The sequence below is a fragment of the Brucella thiophenivorans genome (assembly GCF_002252445.1).
GTDB lineage: Bacteria > Pseudomonadota > Alphaproteobacteria > Rhizobiales > Rhizobiaceae > Brucella > Brucella thiophenivorans.
Map to the genome: position 1 here is coordinate 387,661 of NZ_NNRJ01000019.1, position 17,370 is coordinate 405,030.

Below are 17,370 nucleotides of genomic sequence, written 5' to 3' on the forward strand. Positions count from 1 at the left end.
GAGTACCGACCACATGATCCCGGCAACTGGCTTCCGCCGTCTGATTGCACCGTTTTCCGCACTCGTCCTGCTCTCGGGCGTTCATGCGGCTCTCGCACAGGAAATTTCTGCTTCGCATCTGGATGCTGCCCGCGCGGCCATCGCGTCCATTCAGGCGACTGAACAGTTCGATGAAATCTTGCCAAGTGCCGCTCGTGCGCTCAAGGGTGAGCTTATTCAGAAAGACCCCAATCTCGAAGCACTCATCACCAAAACGGTTGATGACAAGGCGATTGCTTTGGCTGCACGTCGTGCAGACCTCGAAACTGAATCTGCCCGCGCTTATGCCAATGCATTTAGCGAAGATGAACTCAAAGCAATTTCAGCTTTTTACACGTCGGAAGCAGGCAAGAAGCTTCTTGCTGAGGGCCCGATTGTAACGCGCGAAGTCGTCAAGGCTGCAAATATCTGGCAGAATGGCATTGCTCGTGATCTGGCCACATCGGTTGCAGAGGTTCTCGCGGCACAGTCAGGCGCTACAGCTACTCCTGAGCAGCCTGCTCAGTAATATTTGCTATTATCACGCAGAATTTAAAAGCCCGGCAACTTGGCCGGGCTTTTTCTTTTGGTTACATACATATTAGACAGCCCAGCTAAACGGAGAATCCCATGGCCGAATATGATTATGATCTTTTTGTTATCGGCGGTGGCTCCGGTGGTGTGCGGGCAGGGCGTCTAGCAGGCGCTATGGGTAAAAAGGTCGGTTTGGCCGAAGAATATCGCATGGGCGGCACCTGCGTCATTCGTGGTTGCGTCCCTAAAAAGCTTTTCGTTTACGCATCGCAATTCCCAGAACATTTTGAAGATGCAGCCGGTTATGGCTGGGATGTCGGCAAATCGAGCTTTGACTGGACGAAGCTGATTGAAGCGAAAGATAAAGAAATTGATCGACTAGAAGGCCTTTATCGCAAAGGTCTGGAAAACTCGAAGGTCGATATTTTCGCAAGCCGCGCAGAGCTGATCGATGCACACACAATCGAACTGAAGGTTGATGGTCGACGCGTGACTGCCGATCAGATTCTGATCGCGACAGGCGGACATCCGAGCACACACGATGCTTTGCCAGGTGCAGAATATTGCATCACGTCCAATGAAGCCTTTCATCTGGATGAACTGCCAAAATCAATTGTAATTGCTGGTGGCGGCTATATTGCTGTCGAGTTCGCCAATATTTTCCATGGTCTTGGCGTTGAAACCACGATTGTCTATCGCGGCAAAGAAATTCTCTCGCGTTTTGATCAGGATCTTCGCCATCTTTTACATGAAACCATGGAAGCCAAAGGTATTCGCATCATTTGCGGCGCGGTTTTCAATAGGGTTGAAAAGCAGACTGATGGAACATTGAATGTATCGCTGAGCAATGGCGACGCATTACATGTCGGGCAGGTCATGATGGCAATTGGGCGCAAGCCGAATACCACAGGACTTGGGCTTGAAAAGGCGGGCATCAAAACCGATGCGCAGGGCGCAATCGAAGTCGATGATTACTCCCGCACCAGCGTTTCCAACATCTGGGCGGTTGGCGATGTCATCAATCGCGTTCAGCTTACGCCGGTCGCGATCCATGAGGCGATGTGCTTCCTCGAAACAGTCTTCAAGAACAATCCGACGAAACCTGATCATGATCTGATTGCAACGGCGGTCTTCTCGCAGCCCGAGATAGGAACCGTTGGCCTTGCCGAAGATGAAGCGGCGAAGAAATACGCTGAACTCGAAATCTATCGCGCGCTTTTCCGGCCGATGAAGAACACCCTTTCAGGCCGTAATGAAAAGATGCTGATGAAGCTTATCGTGGATGCTGAAAGCCGTAAGGTCGTCGGCGCGCATATTATGGGGCCAGATGCAGGTGAAATGGCACAGTTGCTGGGTATTTCACTGAAAGCCGGCGCAACGAAAGACGACTTTGATCGCACCATGGCCGTGCATCCGACGGCAGCCGAAGAGCTGGTGACTATGTATAAGCCGACCTACCGCGTGGTGAATGGAGAAAAGCGCGAAAGCTGAACTTTCGTATCACTCCGATCCTGTTAACGATTCTTGCTGGTATAAAGTGAGCGTCTGCATTATATCAACGCGATCACGCGTGCTGGTTTGCGTTCAAAGACATTCAATTGTCTTGCTTTAACGGATTCCGGCTTTCGTGCAAGGAGGAACTAATCCGAGAGAAATCGCGCGGATAATTAAAACAGGTGTGAAATGACGAAGAACTGGACCCCGAATTCCTGGAGAAACAAACCGATCAAGCAAGTGCCGTTTTATCCAGACGCACAGGCTTTGACCGATGTTGAGGCTCGCCTTCGTACCTATCCACCGCTCGTTTTTGCAGGTGAAGCGCGAAAGCTTAAATCACAGCTTGCAGCTGTTGCCGAAGGCAAGGCATTTCTGCTTCAGGGCGGCGATTGCGCTGAAAGCTTCGCAGAGCATGGCGCGGATAACATTCGCGACTTCTTCCGCGTCTTTTTGCAGATGGCCGTTGTACTGACATTCGGTGCATCCAAGCCCGTTGTTAAGGTTGGCCGCATCGCGGGGCAGTTCGCCAAGCCGCGTTCTTCCGATATGGAAACGCTTAATGGTATTGAACTGCCTTCATACCGTGGCGACATCATCAACGGCATCGATTTCGATGGAGCTTCGCGTATCCCTGATCCGCAGCGCCAGGACATGGCGTATCGTCAGTCAGCGGCAACGCTAAACCTGTTGCGTGCATTCGCGCAGGGCGGTTATGCGAACCTTGAGAACGTGCATCAGTGGATGCTCGGCTTTGTTGGCAAAAGCCCACAGGCAGAGCGTTATGCAGCACTGGCTCAGCGCATTTCCGAAACCATGAACTTTATGAGCGCTATCGGAATCACATCCGACAGCAACCACTCGCTGCGTGAAACCGATTTCTACACCAGCCATGAAGCTTTGCTGCTTGGATATGAAGAAGCGCTCACACGCGTCGATTCGACCTCGGGCGACTGGTACGGCACTTCAGGTCACATGATCTGGATTGGCGACCGCACACGTCAGGCCGATCATGCGCATATCGAATATTGCCGTGGCATCAAGAACCCGCTTGGTCTGAAATGCGGTCCATCGCTGCAGCCGGATGATCTCATTCGTCTGATCGACCAGCTCAACCCCGAAAATGAAGCAGGTCGTCTGACGCTCATCGCTCGTTTCGGTTACGACAAGGTCGGCGATCATCTGCCGCAGCTTATCCGCGCAGTTGAACGTGAAGGCCGCAAGGTCGTCTGGTCTTGCGACCCAATGCACGGCAATACGATCACCGCAGGCGGTTACAAGACGCGTCCGTTCGATCGTATCCTCAAGGAAGTGGAATCTTTCTTTGCGATCCATCGCGCCGAAGGTTCGCATCCCGGTGGTATCCATATCGAAATGACCGGCAAAAACGTCACCGAATGCACCGGCGGCGCACGCGCTATTTCGGCGGAAGATCTGCATGACCGTTACCACACGCATTGTGATCCACGTCTCAATGCCGATCAAGCGCTTGAGCTGGCCTTTCTTCTGGCAGAGCTGCTGAAGAAGGAACGTGATTTGGGTGCCGAAAAGCAGGCGGTTAACGCCTGATCGAACAAAACCACTTTTGATTATCCGCAGGGCGGAGAATTCATTCTCCGCCCTGTTGTAATTCGGATAAATTCGCTTATTGATCGTCACGGAAACTCATGTTGGGGGCATCGATGAAGCGAATATTGCTAGCGTTTCTTAATTCAATGCGTGCTCTCAGACACTTGGCAAAGCATGAAAAGGCCGTTCAGCAGGAACTGGTTCTCTTTTTGCTGTCGCTTCCAATCGCGTTCTTGATTGCCCCAAGCTGGCTGGCATTTCTTCTCATGACAGGATCAATCCTGTTCCTCATTCTGGTTGAAGTGCTCAACACGGGTATTGAAGCCACGTGCGATGCGGTCTCCCGCGATTTCCATAAAGAGATACAAATTGCCAAGGACTGCGGTTCGCTGGCAGTGTTGATCGCATCTATTTTTGCCGCCACAGTGTGGGGTTATATTCTTTTTACAACCTATCTGATCTGACAAAGAACGGCAGTTCTTCAACACCATCCGTTGCAATTAATTGCACAAGCGCGCTAAAGCTTGAGCATGATCAGCGTTAGCGAGAATCTTGATATGCTTCGTATAGCCGTTGCACAGCTCAATCCTATTATGGGCGATATTGCCGGAAATCTTGCAAAGGCGCGGGCGGCGCGTGCAACAGCCACCCAAATGAACGCCGACCTTGTCATGTTCACCGAGTTGTTCATTGCTGGCTATCCGCCTGAGGATCTGGTTTTAAAGTCTGCTTTTGTTGCCGCGTGTGAAAAGGCCGTTGGTGAACTTGCCAAAGATACCGCTGATGGCGGACCGGGCGTCATTATCGGCACACCCATGCGACGCGACGCTGGCCTGCATAATGCAATTGCCGTTCTTGATGGCGGCGAAATCATTGCGGAACGCTTCAAGGTTGATTTGCCCAATTATGGCGAGTTCGACGAAAAGCGTGTTTTTCAGCCCGGCCCAATGCCTGGACCTGTTAATTTTCGCGGCATTCGTATCGGTATTCCGATCTGCGAAGATATTTGGGGCGAACTTGGTGTTGCAGAAACGCTTGCCGAGAGCGGCGCTGAGATTTTGCTCGTGCCCAATGGCTCGCCCTATCATCGCGACAAGATCGACCGCCGTTATCAGGTTGTCTTGAAGCAAGTCATCGAAACTGAACTTCCCATGCTTTATGCCAATCAGATGGGCGGGCAGGACGAACTGGTGTTTGATGGTGGCTCATTTGCATTCAACGCTGATAAAAGTCTTTGTCTGCAAATGCCGCAATTTGTAGAACAAATCACGCTGACGGTCTGGACGCGCGAAGGCGACGGCTGGCGCTGCGAAGACGGCGAGAAAGCAAAACTACCGCAAGATCTCGAAGCTGATTATGCGGCGTGCATGTTAGGCTTGCGTGATTACGTCAACAAAAACGGCTTCAAAGACGTGGTGCTTGGTCTTTCAGGGGGCATCGACTCGGCTATCTGCGCAGCTCTGGGCGTCGATGCGCTTGGCAAGGATCGTGTGCGCTGCGTGATGCTGCCTTATCGCTATACATCGGAAGAATCGCTCAAAGACGCTGCTGATTGCGCCAAGGCGCTCGGCGTGCGTTACGATATTGTGCCAATTGCAGAACCCGTCGAAGGTTTCCTCTCAGCACTCAAGCCACTATTTGAAGGCACTGAAACCGGCGTTACCGAAGAGAACCTGCAAAGTCGCGCACGCGGCACCATCCTCATGGCTATCTCCAACAAATTCGGCTCCATGGTTGTGACAACAGGCAACAAGTCGGAAATGTCAGTCGGCTATGCAACGCTTTATGGCGACATGAATGGTGGCTTCAATCCCATCAAGGACGTCTACAAAATGCAGGTCTATGCATTGTCGGAATGGCGCAACAGCCATGTCCCGACAGGCAGCCTCGGTCCTTCTGGAGAAGTGATTCCACAAAATATCATCGCAAAAGCGCCATCCGCGGAATTGCGCGAAAATCAGACCGACCAGGATAGCCTCCCGCCTTATCCGGTGCTTGACGATATTCTGGAATGCCTCGTCGAAAACGAGATGAGCAATGCCGAAATTGTTGCGCGTGGCCATGTTCTGGAAACAGTACAACGCATTGAGCATTTGCTTAATCTGGCTGAATATAAGCGCCGACAATCGGCGCCGGGTGTCAAAATTACCAAGAAGAATTTCGGACGTGATCGTCGTTACCCAATAACGAACCGCTTCCGCGACCGCTGAAAGATTTATAATGACCGTTACAGTTCGTTTTGCACCGTCACCGACGGGTTATATTCATATTGGTAACACGCGCACCGCGCTTTCAAACTGGCTCTACGCCAAGAAGAACGGCGGGAAATTCATTCTGCGTTACGATGATACGGACGTTGAGCGCTCGAAGCAGGAATACGCCGATGCCATCGCCGTTGACCTCGCATGGCTCGGCGTGACACCTGATCGCGTTGAATATCAGTCGAAGCGTTTTAATGTTTATGCAAAAGCTGTCGTGAAGCTGAAAGAGGCAGGGCTTCTTTATGCCTGCTATGAAACAGCCGAAGAGCTTGAGCGTCGTCGCGGGCTGCGACTGGCTCGTCGCCTTCCACCGGTTTACGGGCGTGAAGCGCTTAAGGTGACAGATGAGGAAAAGGCAGATTTTGAAGCCGAAGGCCGCAAGCCACATTGGCGTTTTCTGCTGCCGAACTTCGAGAGCAATCCATTTGTAACCACCCGCACCGAAGTGCATTGGGACGATCTGGTTCGCGGCCCACAGACCGTCGATCTTGCCTCAATGTCCGATCCTGTACTGGTTCGTGAAGATGGAACTTACCTTTATACGCTGCCATCTGTCGTCGATGACATTGATCTTGGTATCACGCATATCATTCGCGGCGACGATCATGTCACCAATTCAGGCGTTCAGATTGCAATCTTCAAAGCGCTGGGTGCTGAGCCGCCTGTCTTCGGTCACCACAACCTGTTGACCACGGTTTCTGGCGAAGGTCTTTCCAAGCGCTCTGGCGCATTGTCTGTCGGCTCACTCCGCGAAAGCGGTTATGAGCCGATGTCGGTTGCTTCACTGGCTATTCTGATCGGAACCTCTGAATCTGTTTCTGCAGCAACCGACATGGATGCGCTTGCAGAACGCTTCGATCTCGCTGCGATTTCAAAATCATCGGCAAAGTTTGATCCATCAGAACTCGATACGCTCAATCGCACATTGCTGCATGAAATGCCTTACGAGACGGCGAAAAACCGCCTCGAAACGTTAGGTATCAGCGGTGATCAGGCAGAGCAATTCTGGCTGTCCGTGCGCGGTAATCTTGAACGCTTCAATGATACAACCCACTGGTGGCAGATCATCAATGGTGATTTGCCCGAAAAACCTGACCTGTCTGAAGAAGATCAGGCTTTCGTGAAAGAGGCCTTCACATTACTCCCCCAAGCCCCGTGGGACAATCAGACGTGGAAAAGCTGGACAGACGCGGTCAAAGCTGCAACTGGCCGCAAGGGCAAGACGTTGTTTATGCCCTTGCGTTTGGCTCTTACGGGGCAGGCGCATGGTCCGGAACTTGCGGACCTACTGGTTTTGATTGGTCCGGAAAGAACGAAGAGCCGATCACTCTAACCTTTGCACTGTGCGAATAAACCCGTTCAAGAGGCGGTGTCGCTGCAACTGGCGCTATGTACTTTGGAGCTAGCGATACTGGCTGATGCGATGGTGTATAAGCAACAGGTTCTGGCGTGCTTGACCGGTAAGACGAATAGGCCGGCACCACGTAATCCTCGACGGGAAGACCTGCGGTGTGCGGAGCCTTAGTCGCCGGCTTTGCGGCGGCCTTGACCGGCACTTTGACCAATTTTCTGGCTGGTGCCGGTTTTTGCGCACTTCGTTTCGGCAACCAGCTTGCCGAGCATGATTTCACATGCTGCCCGGCATGGGGCTTTCCGGCAATGGCTGAGTTTATTTCTACAAGTCTCTCCGAAAGAGTTTGGCTGTCCGACACAAGCTTTTGTTCCTGTGTTTTCAGTCTCTCGCATTGAGAAGATTTACTTGCTGGCGAAAACAAACTTCCATTGCAACGTTCTTTTGCCAGATCAACTCGAATACGAGAAAGTTGGTTCTGGTTTCTGTCAAGTCGTGCCTTTGTAGGCGCGATATGTGCGTTCAATCGTGCAGCTTCCTGAGTGCTACAAGGTTGTAAAGATTGCGTTGTTGTGCATCCACTCAATAAACCAACTGTCGCGACAGTGAATAATGCTGCAGGTAAATTTATAAATGTCTTAAAAACAGTCATCATAGAACAAGCCCATCCCGTTGTTCGTATGTGTGAATGTTTATTTATTACAGTTAAAAAATCGTAAACGCCAAGTATTATTTAAATACTTGGCGTTTTCATTATCCTTATATTACTTATATATTTGTTTCTTAATTACGCTTTCTGGTTGATTTCACCTGATCTTTGCAGTGCTTCAACAACAGCAAGTGCCGTCATGTTGACCACGCCACGCGAAGTAACAGAAGGTGTAAGAATATGTGCAGGGCGTGCTGTACCTAGCAGGATAGGGCCAACATGCAGCGCATCTGTGACGGTCTTGACCACGTTAAGCGTGATGTTTGCCGCATCAAGATTAGGGAAAACCAGCAGATTGGCTTCGCCTTTCAAGCGCGAATTCGGGAACACACGGTCCCGAAGCGCTTGTGACAGTGCCGAGTCACCATGCATTTCACCATCGGACTCAAGGTCCGGTGCCTTCTCTGCGAGAAGGGCTGCGGCTCGGCGCATCTTCTCCGCGCTTGCAGATTCCTTTGAGCCGAAGTTCGAATGTGAAACCAGTGCAACCTTTGGTTCAATACCAAAACGGCTGATTTCTTTTGCGGCCAAAATTGCCATTTCGGCAAGGTGTTCGGGTTCTGGTTCCACGTTCACATAAGTATCGGTTAGGAAAAGTGCGCCGCGCTGCGAAATGAGCAGGCTCAATGCGGAATAATCGCTGATGCCCGGCAACTTACCGATAATCTGCTTTACAACGCGCACATGGCGCTCAAAACGGCCTTCCAAACCGCAGATCATCGCTTCCGCTTCATCGCGCATCACAGCCAGGGCTGCAATTGCGGTCGAATTCGTACGAACGATTGTACGTGCTGCTTCAGGCGTTACACCCTGACGACCGGTATAGGACAAATAAAGATCAACATAATCACGGTAACGCGGATCGTCTTCGGGGTTGATCAGTTCGAAATCCTTGCCCGCACGAATTTTCAAACCATAGCGATTCAAACGTGTTTCAATAACATTCGGACGACCAACAAGGATTGGCGAAGCGATACCTTCTTCAATAACCACCTGTGCTGCGCGCAATACGCGTTCATCTTCACCATCAGCATAGATCACGCGCATCGGCTTTTTCTGTGCACGCGCTGCGGCAAAAACTGGCTTCATGATGAGGCCCGAGCGGAAAACAAAACGATTGAGCCTGTCCATATAGGCTTCCCAATCGTCGATTGGACGTGTGGCAACGCCGCTTTCCATTGCAGCCTTGGCGACGGCAGGCGCTATGCGCAGAATCAGACGCTGATCAAACGGCGAAGGAATAATGTAGTTTGGTCCGAAAGTCGGTGTATCTCCGGAATAGGCGCGGGCAGCAACATCCGAAGGCTCTTCGCGAGCAAGCGATGCAATAGCGCGAACAGCTGCAAGCTTCATTTCCTCGTTGATCGCAGTCGCACCCACATCAAGCGCGCCACGGAAAATATAAGGGAAGCAGAGAACGTTGTTCACCTGGTTTGGATAGTCTGAACGCCCGGTGCAGATCATCGCGTCGGCACGTACTTCGCGTGCGGCTTCCGGCATGATTTCAGGATTCGGGTTGGCAAGCGCCATGATAAGCGGCTTGTCAGCCATCTGCTTGAGCAGTTCAGGCTTGAGAACGCCAGCAGCAGAAAGTCCGAGAAACACATCTGCACCACCGATAACATCGGCAAGAACGCGCGCGTCAGTCTTCTGTGCGTAAACTTCCTTCCAGCGGTCCATAAGCGTGTTGCGGCCGTCATAGACCACGCCTTCGAGATCGCAGACCCAGATATTCTCGCGCTTTGCGCCGAGATTAACCAGCAAATTGAGGCAGGCAAGGGCAGCAGCACCCGCGCCAGACGTTACAATCTTTGCATCCGAAATAGTTTTACCAGCCAGTTCCAGACCGTTCAAAACGGCCGCGGCAACGATGATTGCGGTTCCGTGCTGGTCGTCATGGAAAACCGGAATATTCATCTTGGCGCGAAGCTGTTCTTCAACTTCAAAACATTCAGGTGCCTTGATGTCTTCAAGATTGATTCCGCCGAAAGTCGGCTCAAGTGCCGAGACCACATCGACCATACGATCGATTTCAAGTGCGTCGATTTCAATGTCGAATACGTCGATGTCTGCGAACTTCTTGAAGAGGACTGCCTTGCCCTCCATCACTGGCTTTGATGCAAGTGCGCCGATATTGCCAAGCCCTAAAACCGCCGTACCGTTGGAAATGACCGCAACCAGATTACCGCGCGCCGTATATTCGGCAGCGCATGCAGGATCATCGTGGATCGCAAGGCAAGGGGCTGCAACGCCGGGCGAATAAGCAAGTGCCAAATCGCGCTGATTGCCAAGAGGCTTTGTGGCCTGAATTTCCAGCTTACCAGGCTTTGGATAGCGGTGAAAGAACAGGGCCGCTTCATCAAAATCTGAACGCGTTGAAGTGGAGGGGGTCTTCTTGTTGGTCATTTTAGCATCGCTTTCCAATTCATACGCGCAGTCGGAGTCAAACCGCGCATTGACGCTTATTCGCGCCTTTTCAGCCAATATCGTTATTATCTCAATCTATCAAATCACTATAGGCCCGATTTTGAGAAGCAGTTGTTCCGCAATTGAACAGCATTTCGAACGAAACTGCTCTTTTCATGGCGGTAGACATGCCATCAAGCCAATGCAGCAATCAACTGGATTCTGGTTGACGCGCGGAAATGTCCAACAGTTACTCACTCCCCAAAGCCCGTCATATGCCTGTGACATGAATCGGGTTTTCTGCGCTCAAATGCGGGTTGCCAGACGAAAGGACAACCAAATGAGCGAAGAACCGATCGAACCAAACAAATATCGCACTCTGTTTATTTCGGATGTGCATCTTGGTTCCAAAGCGGCTCAGGCCGAACTTCTTCTGGATTTTCTGCGCTGCCATGAGGCCGAAACGATCTATCTGGTTGGCGATATTGTCGATGGCTGGCGTCTGCGTCGCAACTGGCACTGGCCGCAGGAACACAATGATGTTGTGCAGAAGCTGCTGCGCAAAAGCCGCAAGGGCGCAACGATCATCTATATCGCCGGCAATCACGATGAATTTCTGAGAAATTTTCAGGGTACGCATTTTGGCGGCATAGAAGTGATGAACCGAGCGATCCATGAAGCCGCCGATGGTCGCAAATTTCTGGTCATCCATGGCGACCAGTTCGACGTGGTCGTGCGCAATGCACGCTTCATCGCCTATCTCGGTGACTGGGCCTATGACACCGCAATCTGGATCAACACGGTCATGAGCCGTGTGCGTGCGATGTTCGGATTGCGCTATTGGTCCTTTTCGGCATGGGCAAAGTTTCGTGTCAAAAAGGCTGTTAATTTCATCGGGAAATTCGAAGATGTAGTTTCCGAAGAAGCACAGCGCATCGGTGTGGATGGTGTCATCTGCGGTCATATTCACCACGCAACCATCGGCAAGATGAATGGCGTTGAATACATCAATACAGGTGACTGGGTTGAAAGCTGTACGGCCGTTGTCGAGCATTTTGATGGGCGGATGGAACTACTGGAATGGACTGAACGTCTCGGACAAAAGCCAGCTGTTCCGGCTGTGCAGGAAAGCGGCAGAATAATCAGGCTTCCCAGAGCAACCAGAAAAACGGTGAATGGCAGCAGATGAAGAAACTCGTCATCGTTACCGATGCCTGGCATCCGCAAGTCAATGGCGTGGTCAGAACGCTGGCGAAATGCTGTGAACTGATGACGGCACGCGGCTATGAGGTGACTGTTGTCTCGCCGCAGGATTATCGCTCCGTTCCTTGCCCAACCTATCCTGAAATCCGTCTGGCAATGACGACACCGTCCGCTTTCCGGCGAAGGCTTGTTGAGTTACAGCCCGATTACGTACATATCGCCACCGAAGGCCCACTTGGCTTTATGGCGCGCAGGGCATGTCTCAAAATGGGCTGGAGCTTTACGACAAGCTTTCATACGCGTTTTGCAGAATATGTCAGGGATCGCTTCCCGATTCCGCTCAGTTGGACCTATAGTTTTCTCCGCCGTTTCCACAATGCTGCGTCGCACACACTGGTTCCGACCCAATCCATTCTCGACGACTTGCAGGACCGTGGATTTACGGGACTGGAACTATGGACGCGAGGGGTTGACCGATCGCTGTTTTATGCACGCAGTGAAGTGGAAAGCGAGCTTCCCAAACCGGTTTTCATCTGCGTCGGACGCGTTGCAACGGAAAAAAACCTGCCAGCATTTCTGGAGCTGGATTTACCGGGCACCAAACTGATCGTGGGCGATGGCCCCGCACTTGAAAATCTGAAAGCACGCTTCCCGGAAGCCGTATTTGTCGGCAAAAAAGAGGGAAAGCCACTGGCACAAGCCTATGCATCAGCCGATGTCTTTGTTTTTCCGAGTAGAACCGATACTTTTGGTCTCGTTTTACTGGAAGCGATTTCAACTGGATTACCAGTCGCGGCCTTTCCCGTGCCCGGATCGAAAGACGTTATCGGTGCAACCGGGGCAGGTGTTCTTTCCGAAGATTTGAGGGCTGCAGCTTTGCAAGCCCTTGAAATGTCGGAATTTAATCCTGAAGAGCTTCTGAAGCCTTTCACATGGGAGGCTTGTGCAGATATTTTTGAGAATGTCCTTGCCTCAACGCACAGCGTTAGTAAACAAGGCTATAGCGCGAACGCTCAGCCCCAAACGGCAGCTTCTGGTGGATAAACAAGCGCACCATCATATCGGAGGTTTGGAACCCGATCTTGCGCCAAGAGGAGCGGGCCGTCGAGATCAACAACATCAGCTTTCTGTGCGAGCAATACGGCAGGCGCCATGCCAAGCGATGTTCCGACCATGCAGCCAACCATGACCTTTAGGCCAAGCGAAATGGCCTTTTCGCGCATGATCAGCCCTTCGGTCAGCCCACCAGCCTTGTCGAGTTTGATGTTCACAGCATCATAACGTTTCGCGAGGTCTTCAAGACCAATCGACGTGTGCACGCTTTCATCGGCACAGATGATAACCGGACGCTTGATACGGCTTAGAATTTCGTCTTTTCCGGCGGGCAGGGGCTGTTCGATCAGAACCACACCAGCCTTTGCGGCAGCACTCATGTTTTCTACAATATTATCATCGGTCCAGCCTTCATTGGCATCAATGATGATACGGCTATTGGGGGCTGCATCTGCAACCGCCTGAATACGCGCGATGTCATTATCTCCACCCATTTTGACCTTGATCAGCGGGTAATGCGCAACTTTTGCAGTCGATTCCGCCATTTCTTCGGGCGTACCGAGCGACACTGTGATGGCCGTTTCAAGTGGACGCGTTGATAGTCCGAGTAAAGCCGCAACAGTTTTGCCGGCTAACTTTGCCTCCAGATCCCAGAGAGCACAATCAACTGCATTGCGCGCGGCACCCGCGGCCATAATCGTCTGAATTTCCTGACGCGTTGCACCGTTCTCGATGGCACCGCGCACCGCCTCGATCTGCGCACTTACACTGTCAATTGATTCGCCATAGCGTGCATAAGGCACACATTCGCCACGCCCCAGCTTGTCTCCTTGGGCGATCTCGCAAACGATCACGAAAGCTTCAGTCTTGGAGCCGCGGGAGATTGTGAATTTCCCAGCAATAGGGTAGCGTTCAGAGATGATTTTCAAGTTTTTGTGCATGGCTATGGCTTCCAGTACGCAGTATTTCGGTCGCGCAACGACTCGTTTAAGAGGTTAGGCCATGTTGACCGACGCTGACGACAAAACAAGTGGGAGCGCCAATGTTGCGCCAAAGATTGATTTGGCCGAACAGGATGGCGCACGCCATATCAGCCTGAGCGGACGCTGGATTTCGCAGAACGTTGGCATCGTCGACAAGAAAATGCGCGAGCTCGAAAATATTGGAGGCTCGCAAGCAGCGATCATCAATGCATCTGGTGTGGAAAGCCTTGATACGGCTGGTGCCTGGTTGATAGAACGCCTGCGCCAACGCCTGCTGTCTCACAAGATCGATGTGCAGCTTGAAGGCATTAAACCGGCATGGCTACCGCTTGTGGAAGAGGTCGGAAATTCCGTAGAACGCACATTGGATGTGCAGCCAACTCAGAAGCCATTTTTCCTCATAAAAATGCTCGATTCTACCGGTCGAGGTGTTGCATCAGTCTATCAGGATTTCCTGATGGCAATGCATATTCTCGGTGCGACTATTCGCGGTGCACAGCTTAAAGCAGGGCGTGGCAGCGGCATTCCATTCCCGGCCATCGTCAAACAGATAGACCGGATGGGCGTGGGCGCGATTCCGATTATCGTCCTCATGTCGACAATTGTGGGTGCCATTATTGCGCAGCAGGGTGCATTCCAGCTTCGTTACTTCGGTGCTGAAATCTTCGTCGTCGATCTGGTCGGCATTCTTGTTCTTCGTGAGCTCGGCGTGCTTTTGACTGCCATCATGATCGCAGGTCGATCAGGCAGTGCGATCACGGCTGAAATTGGCTCGATGAAAATGCGCGAGGAAACCGATGCGCTCACAGTCATTGGGCTTAATCCGGTCGGCGTTCTGGTCTTCCCTCGGCTTGTCGCCCTGGTCGTGATTCTACCGCTTCTCACGATCATTGCCGACTTGTCCGCTCTGGTGGGTGCCGCCGCCGTCACTTATTTTTATTCGAATATCTCGCCGGAAGCATTTGTCAGCCGTTTGCACGACGCAGTCGCACTTAACACTTATTTTGCAGGCCTTATTAAAGCGCCTTTTATGGCAATGATTATCGGCATACTTGCTTCTGTTGAAGGCATGAAGGTTGGCGGCAGCGCAGAATCACTTGGCAGTCGCGTGACTGCTTCTGTGGTTAAATCAATTTTCGTCGTCATTGTTGTCGACGGTATGTTTGCGATGTTCTACGCAGCAATCGATTTCTAAGCCCTATATATAAGAAATTGTGGGGTCTTTCGGACACAGTTGCAGACAAAACCTATACAGTTTTATTTCATACTATTCTGTTGAAGGTCATGCTCGGATAAACAATAAATATGGAGAATATCATCGATAATCAGCAGCCAGCACAGAACGCAGAAAGCAGCAGTACACCTGTACCGATCATTTCGGTTCGGGACGTTACCGTTGGTTTCGGCGGTCGCGCGCCTGTGCTCGATAATCTCTCACTTGATGTTTATAAGGGTGAAGTCCTTGGCTTCATCGGACCTTCAGGGTCAGGTAAGTCTGTGCTGACCCGCACTATTCTGGGTCTGAACAAGAAGCAGTCCGGCCAGATCGAGATTTTGGGAAACAATATTGATAAGCTGACCGATGTTGAAAAAATGGCCATTGATATGCGTATGGGCGTTTTGTTTCAGCATGGTGCATTGTTTTCTGCGCTCAGCGTTCTTGAGAACATTCAGGTTCCGATGCGCGAATATCTGGACCTTCCTCCAAAACTGATGGATGAACTGGCACGTCTGAAAATAGATTTGGTTGGTCTCAATCCCGATGCGGCAGATAAGTTTCCATCTGAACTTTCAGGCGGCATGATCAAGCGCGCAGCATTGGCCCGCGCTTTGGCTCTCGATCCCGACATCGTATTTCTTGATGAGCCGACATCTGGTCTTGACCCGATCGGTGCGGCGGACTTTGACGAATTGATCGCCAATCTAAGCGATACTATGGGTCTGACTGTTTTCATGGTAACGCATGACCTCGACAGTCTTTTTGCAATTTGCGACCGGATTGCAGTTCTAGGCAATAAAAAAATTCTGGTTAGCGGTTCCATTGAGGACATGCTGACTGTAGACGATCCGTGGGTTAAATCCTATTTCCGAGGAAAGCGCGCGCGTCAAATTGATACTTCATCGACGAGCAGAAGACGGCCTGACAGCCGTTTGCAGACTGGATAAGATATGGAAACTAAGGCCAATTACGTTGTGGTAGGAGTTTTCACGTTAGTCGTCAGCCTGCTGGCTTTCGCTTTCGTGTATTGGATTGCGCGCTACGGCGAAGCGCGTGATTCCGTAGGGCTCGACGTTCGCATTCCCGGATCTGTGACCGGTCTTAGCATCGGCAGTCAGGTTCTGTTCAACGGTATCAAGGTTGGCGATGTTCGTCGTCTGCACCTTGATGAGTCCAATCCAAGCATGGTTATCGTGCAAACCCGCGTCAACGCGTCCACACCGATCACCCGTTCCACAAAGGCAACGCTCGGCTTCCAAGGCCTGACCGGTCAGGCCTATATTGAATTGAATGGTGGTAGCCTCGAAGAACCTAATCTGCTCACAGAAGCAGCCAAGGAAGACACGATTGCCCGAATTGATGCTGATCCTTCATCGATAAACAATCTCCTTGCGACGGCGCAGGATATTTTTGGACGCGCAAATTCCGTTTTGGGCGAGTTGGAAGGCTTTGCGAAAGAAGCTCGTGGGCCATTGATTGACACCATCAACAATACAAAGACCTTTACAGACGCACTGGCAAAGAATGCGGATGTTATTGATGAGCTTGGCTCCAATGCCGATAACATCAATCAGATCGTTGCGGAAGCAAAGCAGATGATGGAGCGTCTCAATGCTGCTTCTGCCCGTGTTGAAAATGTTATTGCAAAGGCAGATCAGCTTCTCTCCAGTGATGATAAAAATGGCATTGTTGCACAAGCCAAGGCTACACTTGAATCCATTCGCCAGCTTTCCAGTAATCTGGATAAGCGTATCACCCCGATTGCAAGCAATCTTGAACGCTTCTCCGGTCAGGGGTTGAGTGATGTTCAGGCGCTGATTGGTGATAGCCGTCGCGCTGTACAGCGTGTAGAACAGGCTGTAACCGATATTGAGCGTAATCCGCAGCGCTTGTTTTTTGGTGGCCCCGGCAGTGTACCGCAGTATAACGGAAGGACGCGTCATTAATGTCCAATACAGGTTCTGTCGTGACAAAATCCCACTATCGTTTCATTCTGCCTCTCCTGCTTGTAACTATGCTTGCAGGCTGCGGAACAACAACCCCACTCGATACATTCAATCTTTCGGCACCGCAGCAAACGCAGTCAGCGTCAGCAAACCGCAAGAACCTCCAAATTCTGGTTCCGGCACCAAGCGCTTTGAAGGCGCTTGATAGCGAGAATATTGTTGTCAACACCGCACCCGGCTCAATTGAGTATCTCAAAGGCGCACAATGGGGCGACAGGCTGCCGAATATCGTGCAATCACGTCTCGTTCAGGCCTATGAAAACACTGGCGCTTTTGGCGGTGTAGGACGTCCTGGCGATGGTCTGGCTATCAATTACCAGATACTCAGTGATCTGCGCGTATTCAGCATTCAGGCCTATGGCGCTCAGAGAGCGGCAGTTGTGGAAATTGCCGTCAAGCTGATGAACGACAAGAATGGCGAAGTCCGTGCAACGCGCGTCTTCCGCGCTACAACACCAGTATATGGCACGTCCAATGGCGAATATGTCAAAGCGCTGGATGGTGCATTCGAACGCGTAGCCAGTGAAATTGTCGGCTGGACCGTCTCGTCGCTCTGAAAGCTGA

14 protein-coding genes are annotated in these 17,370 nt (G+C 51.5%); 12 read left to right on the forward strand and 2 right to left on the reverse strand.

From position 1 onward, the window contains the following. Positions 1-13 precede the first annotated feature (13 nt). The 6 genes from CEV31_RS11415 (at position 14) to gltX (ending at position 7,209) form a co-directional block, all read left to right on the forward strand. Positions 14-547, forward strand: coding sequence for a DUF2059 domain-containing protein (locus CEV31_RS11415; RefSeq protein WP_094507151.1), 534 nt, complete (start codon positions 14-16; stop codon positions 545-547). Positions 548-648: 101 nt separating this feature from the next. Then, complete coding sequence (gor, locus tag CEV31_RS11420) at positions 649-2,043, forward strand: glutathione-disulfide reductase (protein WP_094507152.1); 1,395 nt, start codon at positions 649-651, stop codon at positions 2,041-2,043. A 192-nt stretch (positions 2,044-2,235) separates the two neighbouring features. Beyond that, positions 2,236-3,615, forward strand: coding sequence for a class II 3-deoxy-7-phosphoheptulonate synthase (locus tag CEV31_RS11425; protein ID WP_094507153.1), 1,380 nt, complete (start codon positions 2,236-2,238; stop codon positions 3,613-3,615). 113 nt (positions 3,616-3,728) lie between these two features. Further along, positions 3,729-4,079: a diacylglycerol kinase gene (locus tag CEV31_RS11430; RefSeq protein WP_094507345.1), complete on the forward strand. Its 351-nt coding sequence runs from the start codon at positions 3,729-3,731 to the stop codon at positions 4,077-4,079. 66 nt (positions 4,080-4,145) lie between these two features. Next, the gene (locus tag CEV31_RS11435) at positions 4,146-5,825 is read left to right on the forward strand and encodes an NAD+ synthase (RefSeq protein WP_374846884.1); all 1,680 of its coding nucleotides are present in this window, start codon (positions 4,146-4,148) and stop codon (positions 5,823-5,825) included. A 10-nt stretch (positions 5,826-5,835) separates the two neighbouring features. Continuing rightward, positions 5,836-7,209, forward strand: coding sequence for a glutamate--tRNA ligase (gene gltX / locus CEV31_RS11440; RefSeq protein ID WP_094507154.1), 1,374 nt, complete (start codon positions 5,836-5,838; stop codon positions 7,207-7,209). A gap of 805 nt (positions 7,210-8,014) precedes the next feature. Here gltX and CEV31_RS11445 read toward each other — a convergent pair. Further along, positions 8,015-10,342, reverse strand: coding sequence for an NADP-dependent malic enzyme (locus CEV31_RS11445; RefSeq protein WP_094507347.1), 2,328 nt, complete (start codon positions 10,340-10,342; stop codon positions 8,015-8,017). A 340-nt stretch (positions 10,343-10,682) separates the two neighbouring features. Between CEV31_RS11445 and CEV31_RS11450 the strand changes: the two genes are divergently transcribed. Together CEV31_RS11450 and CEV31_RS11455 are read left to right on the forward strand one after the other, a co-directional pair. Beyond that, positions 10,683-11,531, forward strand: coding sequence for a UDP-2,3-diacylglucosamine diphosphatase (locus CEV31_RS11450; protein WP_094507155.1), 849 nt, complete (start codon positions 10,683-10,685; stop codon positions 11,529-11,531). After that, the gene (locus CEV31_RS11455; protein WP_094507156.1) at positions 11,528-12,589 is read left to right on the forward strand and encodes a glycosyltransferase family 4 protein; all 1,062 of its coding nucleotides are present in this window, start codon (positions 11,528-11,530) and stop codon (positions 12,587-12,589) included. The genes CEV31_RS11450 and CEV31_RS11455 overlap by 4 nt, the downstream gene beginning before the upstream one ends. On the opposite strand, the gene dgcA is transcribed toward CEV31_RS11455, so the two are convergent. Next, the gene (gene dgcA / locus CEV31_RS11460) at positions 12,559-13,539 is read right to left on the reverse strand and encodes an N-acetyl-D-Glu racemase DgcA (RefSeq protein WP_094507157.1); all 981 of its coding nucleotides are present in this window, start codon (positions 13,537-13,539) and stop codon (positions 12,559-12,561) included. The two genes, CEV31_RS11455 and dgcA, sit on opposite strands and share 31 nt — an antisense overlap. A 61-nt stretch (positions 13,540-13,600) precedes the next feature. On the opposite strand from dgcA, the gene CEV31_RS11465 reads away from it, so the two are divergent. From CEV31_RS11465 to CEV31_RS11480, 4 genes are all read left to right on the forward strand, one after another. Continuing rightward, positions 13,601-14,776: an ABC transporter permease gene (locus CEV31_RS11465; protein ID WP_094507158.1), complete on the forward strand. Its 1,176-nt coding sequence runs from the start codon at positions 13,601-13,603 to the stop codon at positions 14,774-14,776. Positions 14,777-14,886: 110 nt separating this feature from the next. After that, on the forward strand, positions 14,887-15,747 hold the full coding sequence (locus CEV31_RS11470) for an ABC transporter ATP-binding protein (protein ID WP_094507159.1): 861 nt from the start codon (positions 14,887-14,889) through the stop codon (positions 15,745-15,747). Between the two features lie 3 nt (positions 15,748-15,750). Beyond that, positions 15,751-16,746: an MlaD family protein gene (locus tag CEV31_RS11475; RefSeq protein WP_094507160.1), complete on the forward strand. Its 996-nt coding sequence runs from the start codon at positions 15,751-15,753 to the stop codon at positions 16,744-16,746. Continuing rightward, positions 16,746-17,363: an ABC-type transport auxiliary lipoprotein family protein gene (locus tag CEV31_RS11480; protein WP_094507161.1), complete on the forward strand. Its 618-nt coding sequence runs from the start codon at positions 16,746-16,748 to the stop codon at positions 17,361-17,363. Before CEV31_RS11475 ends, CEV31_RS11480 begins: the two co-directional genes overlap by 1 nt. Positions 17,364-17,370 lie beyond the last annotated feature (7 nt).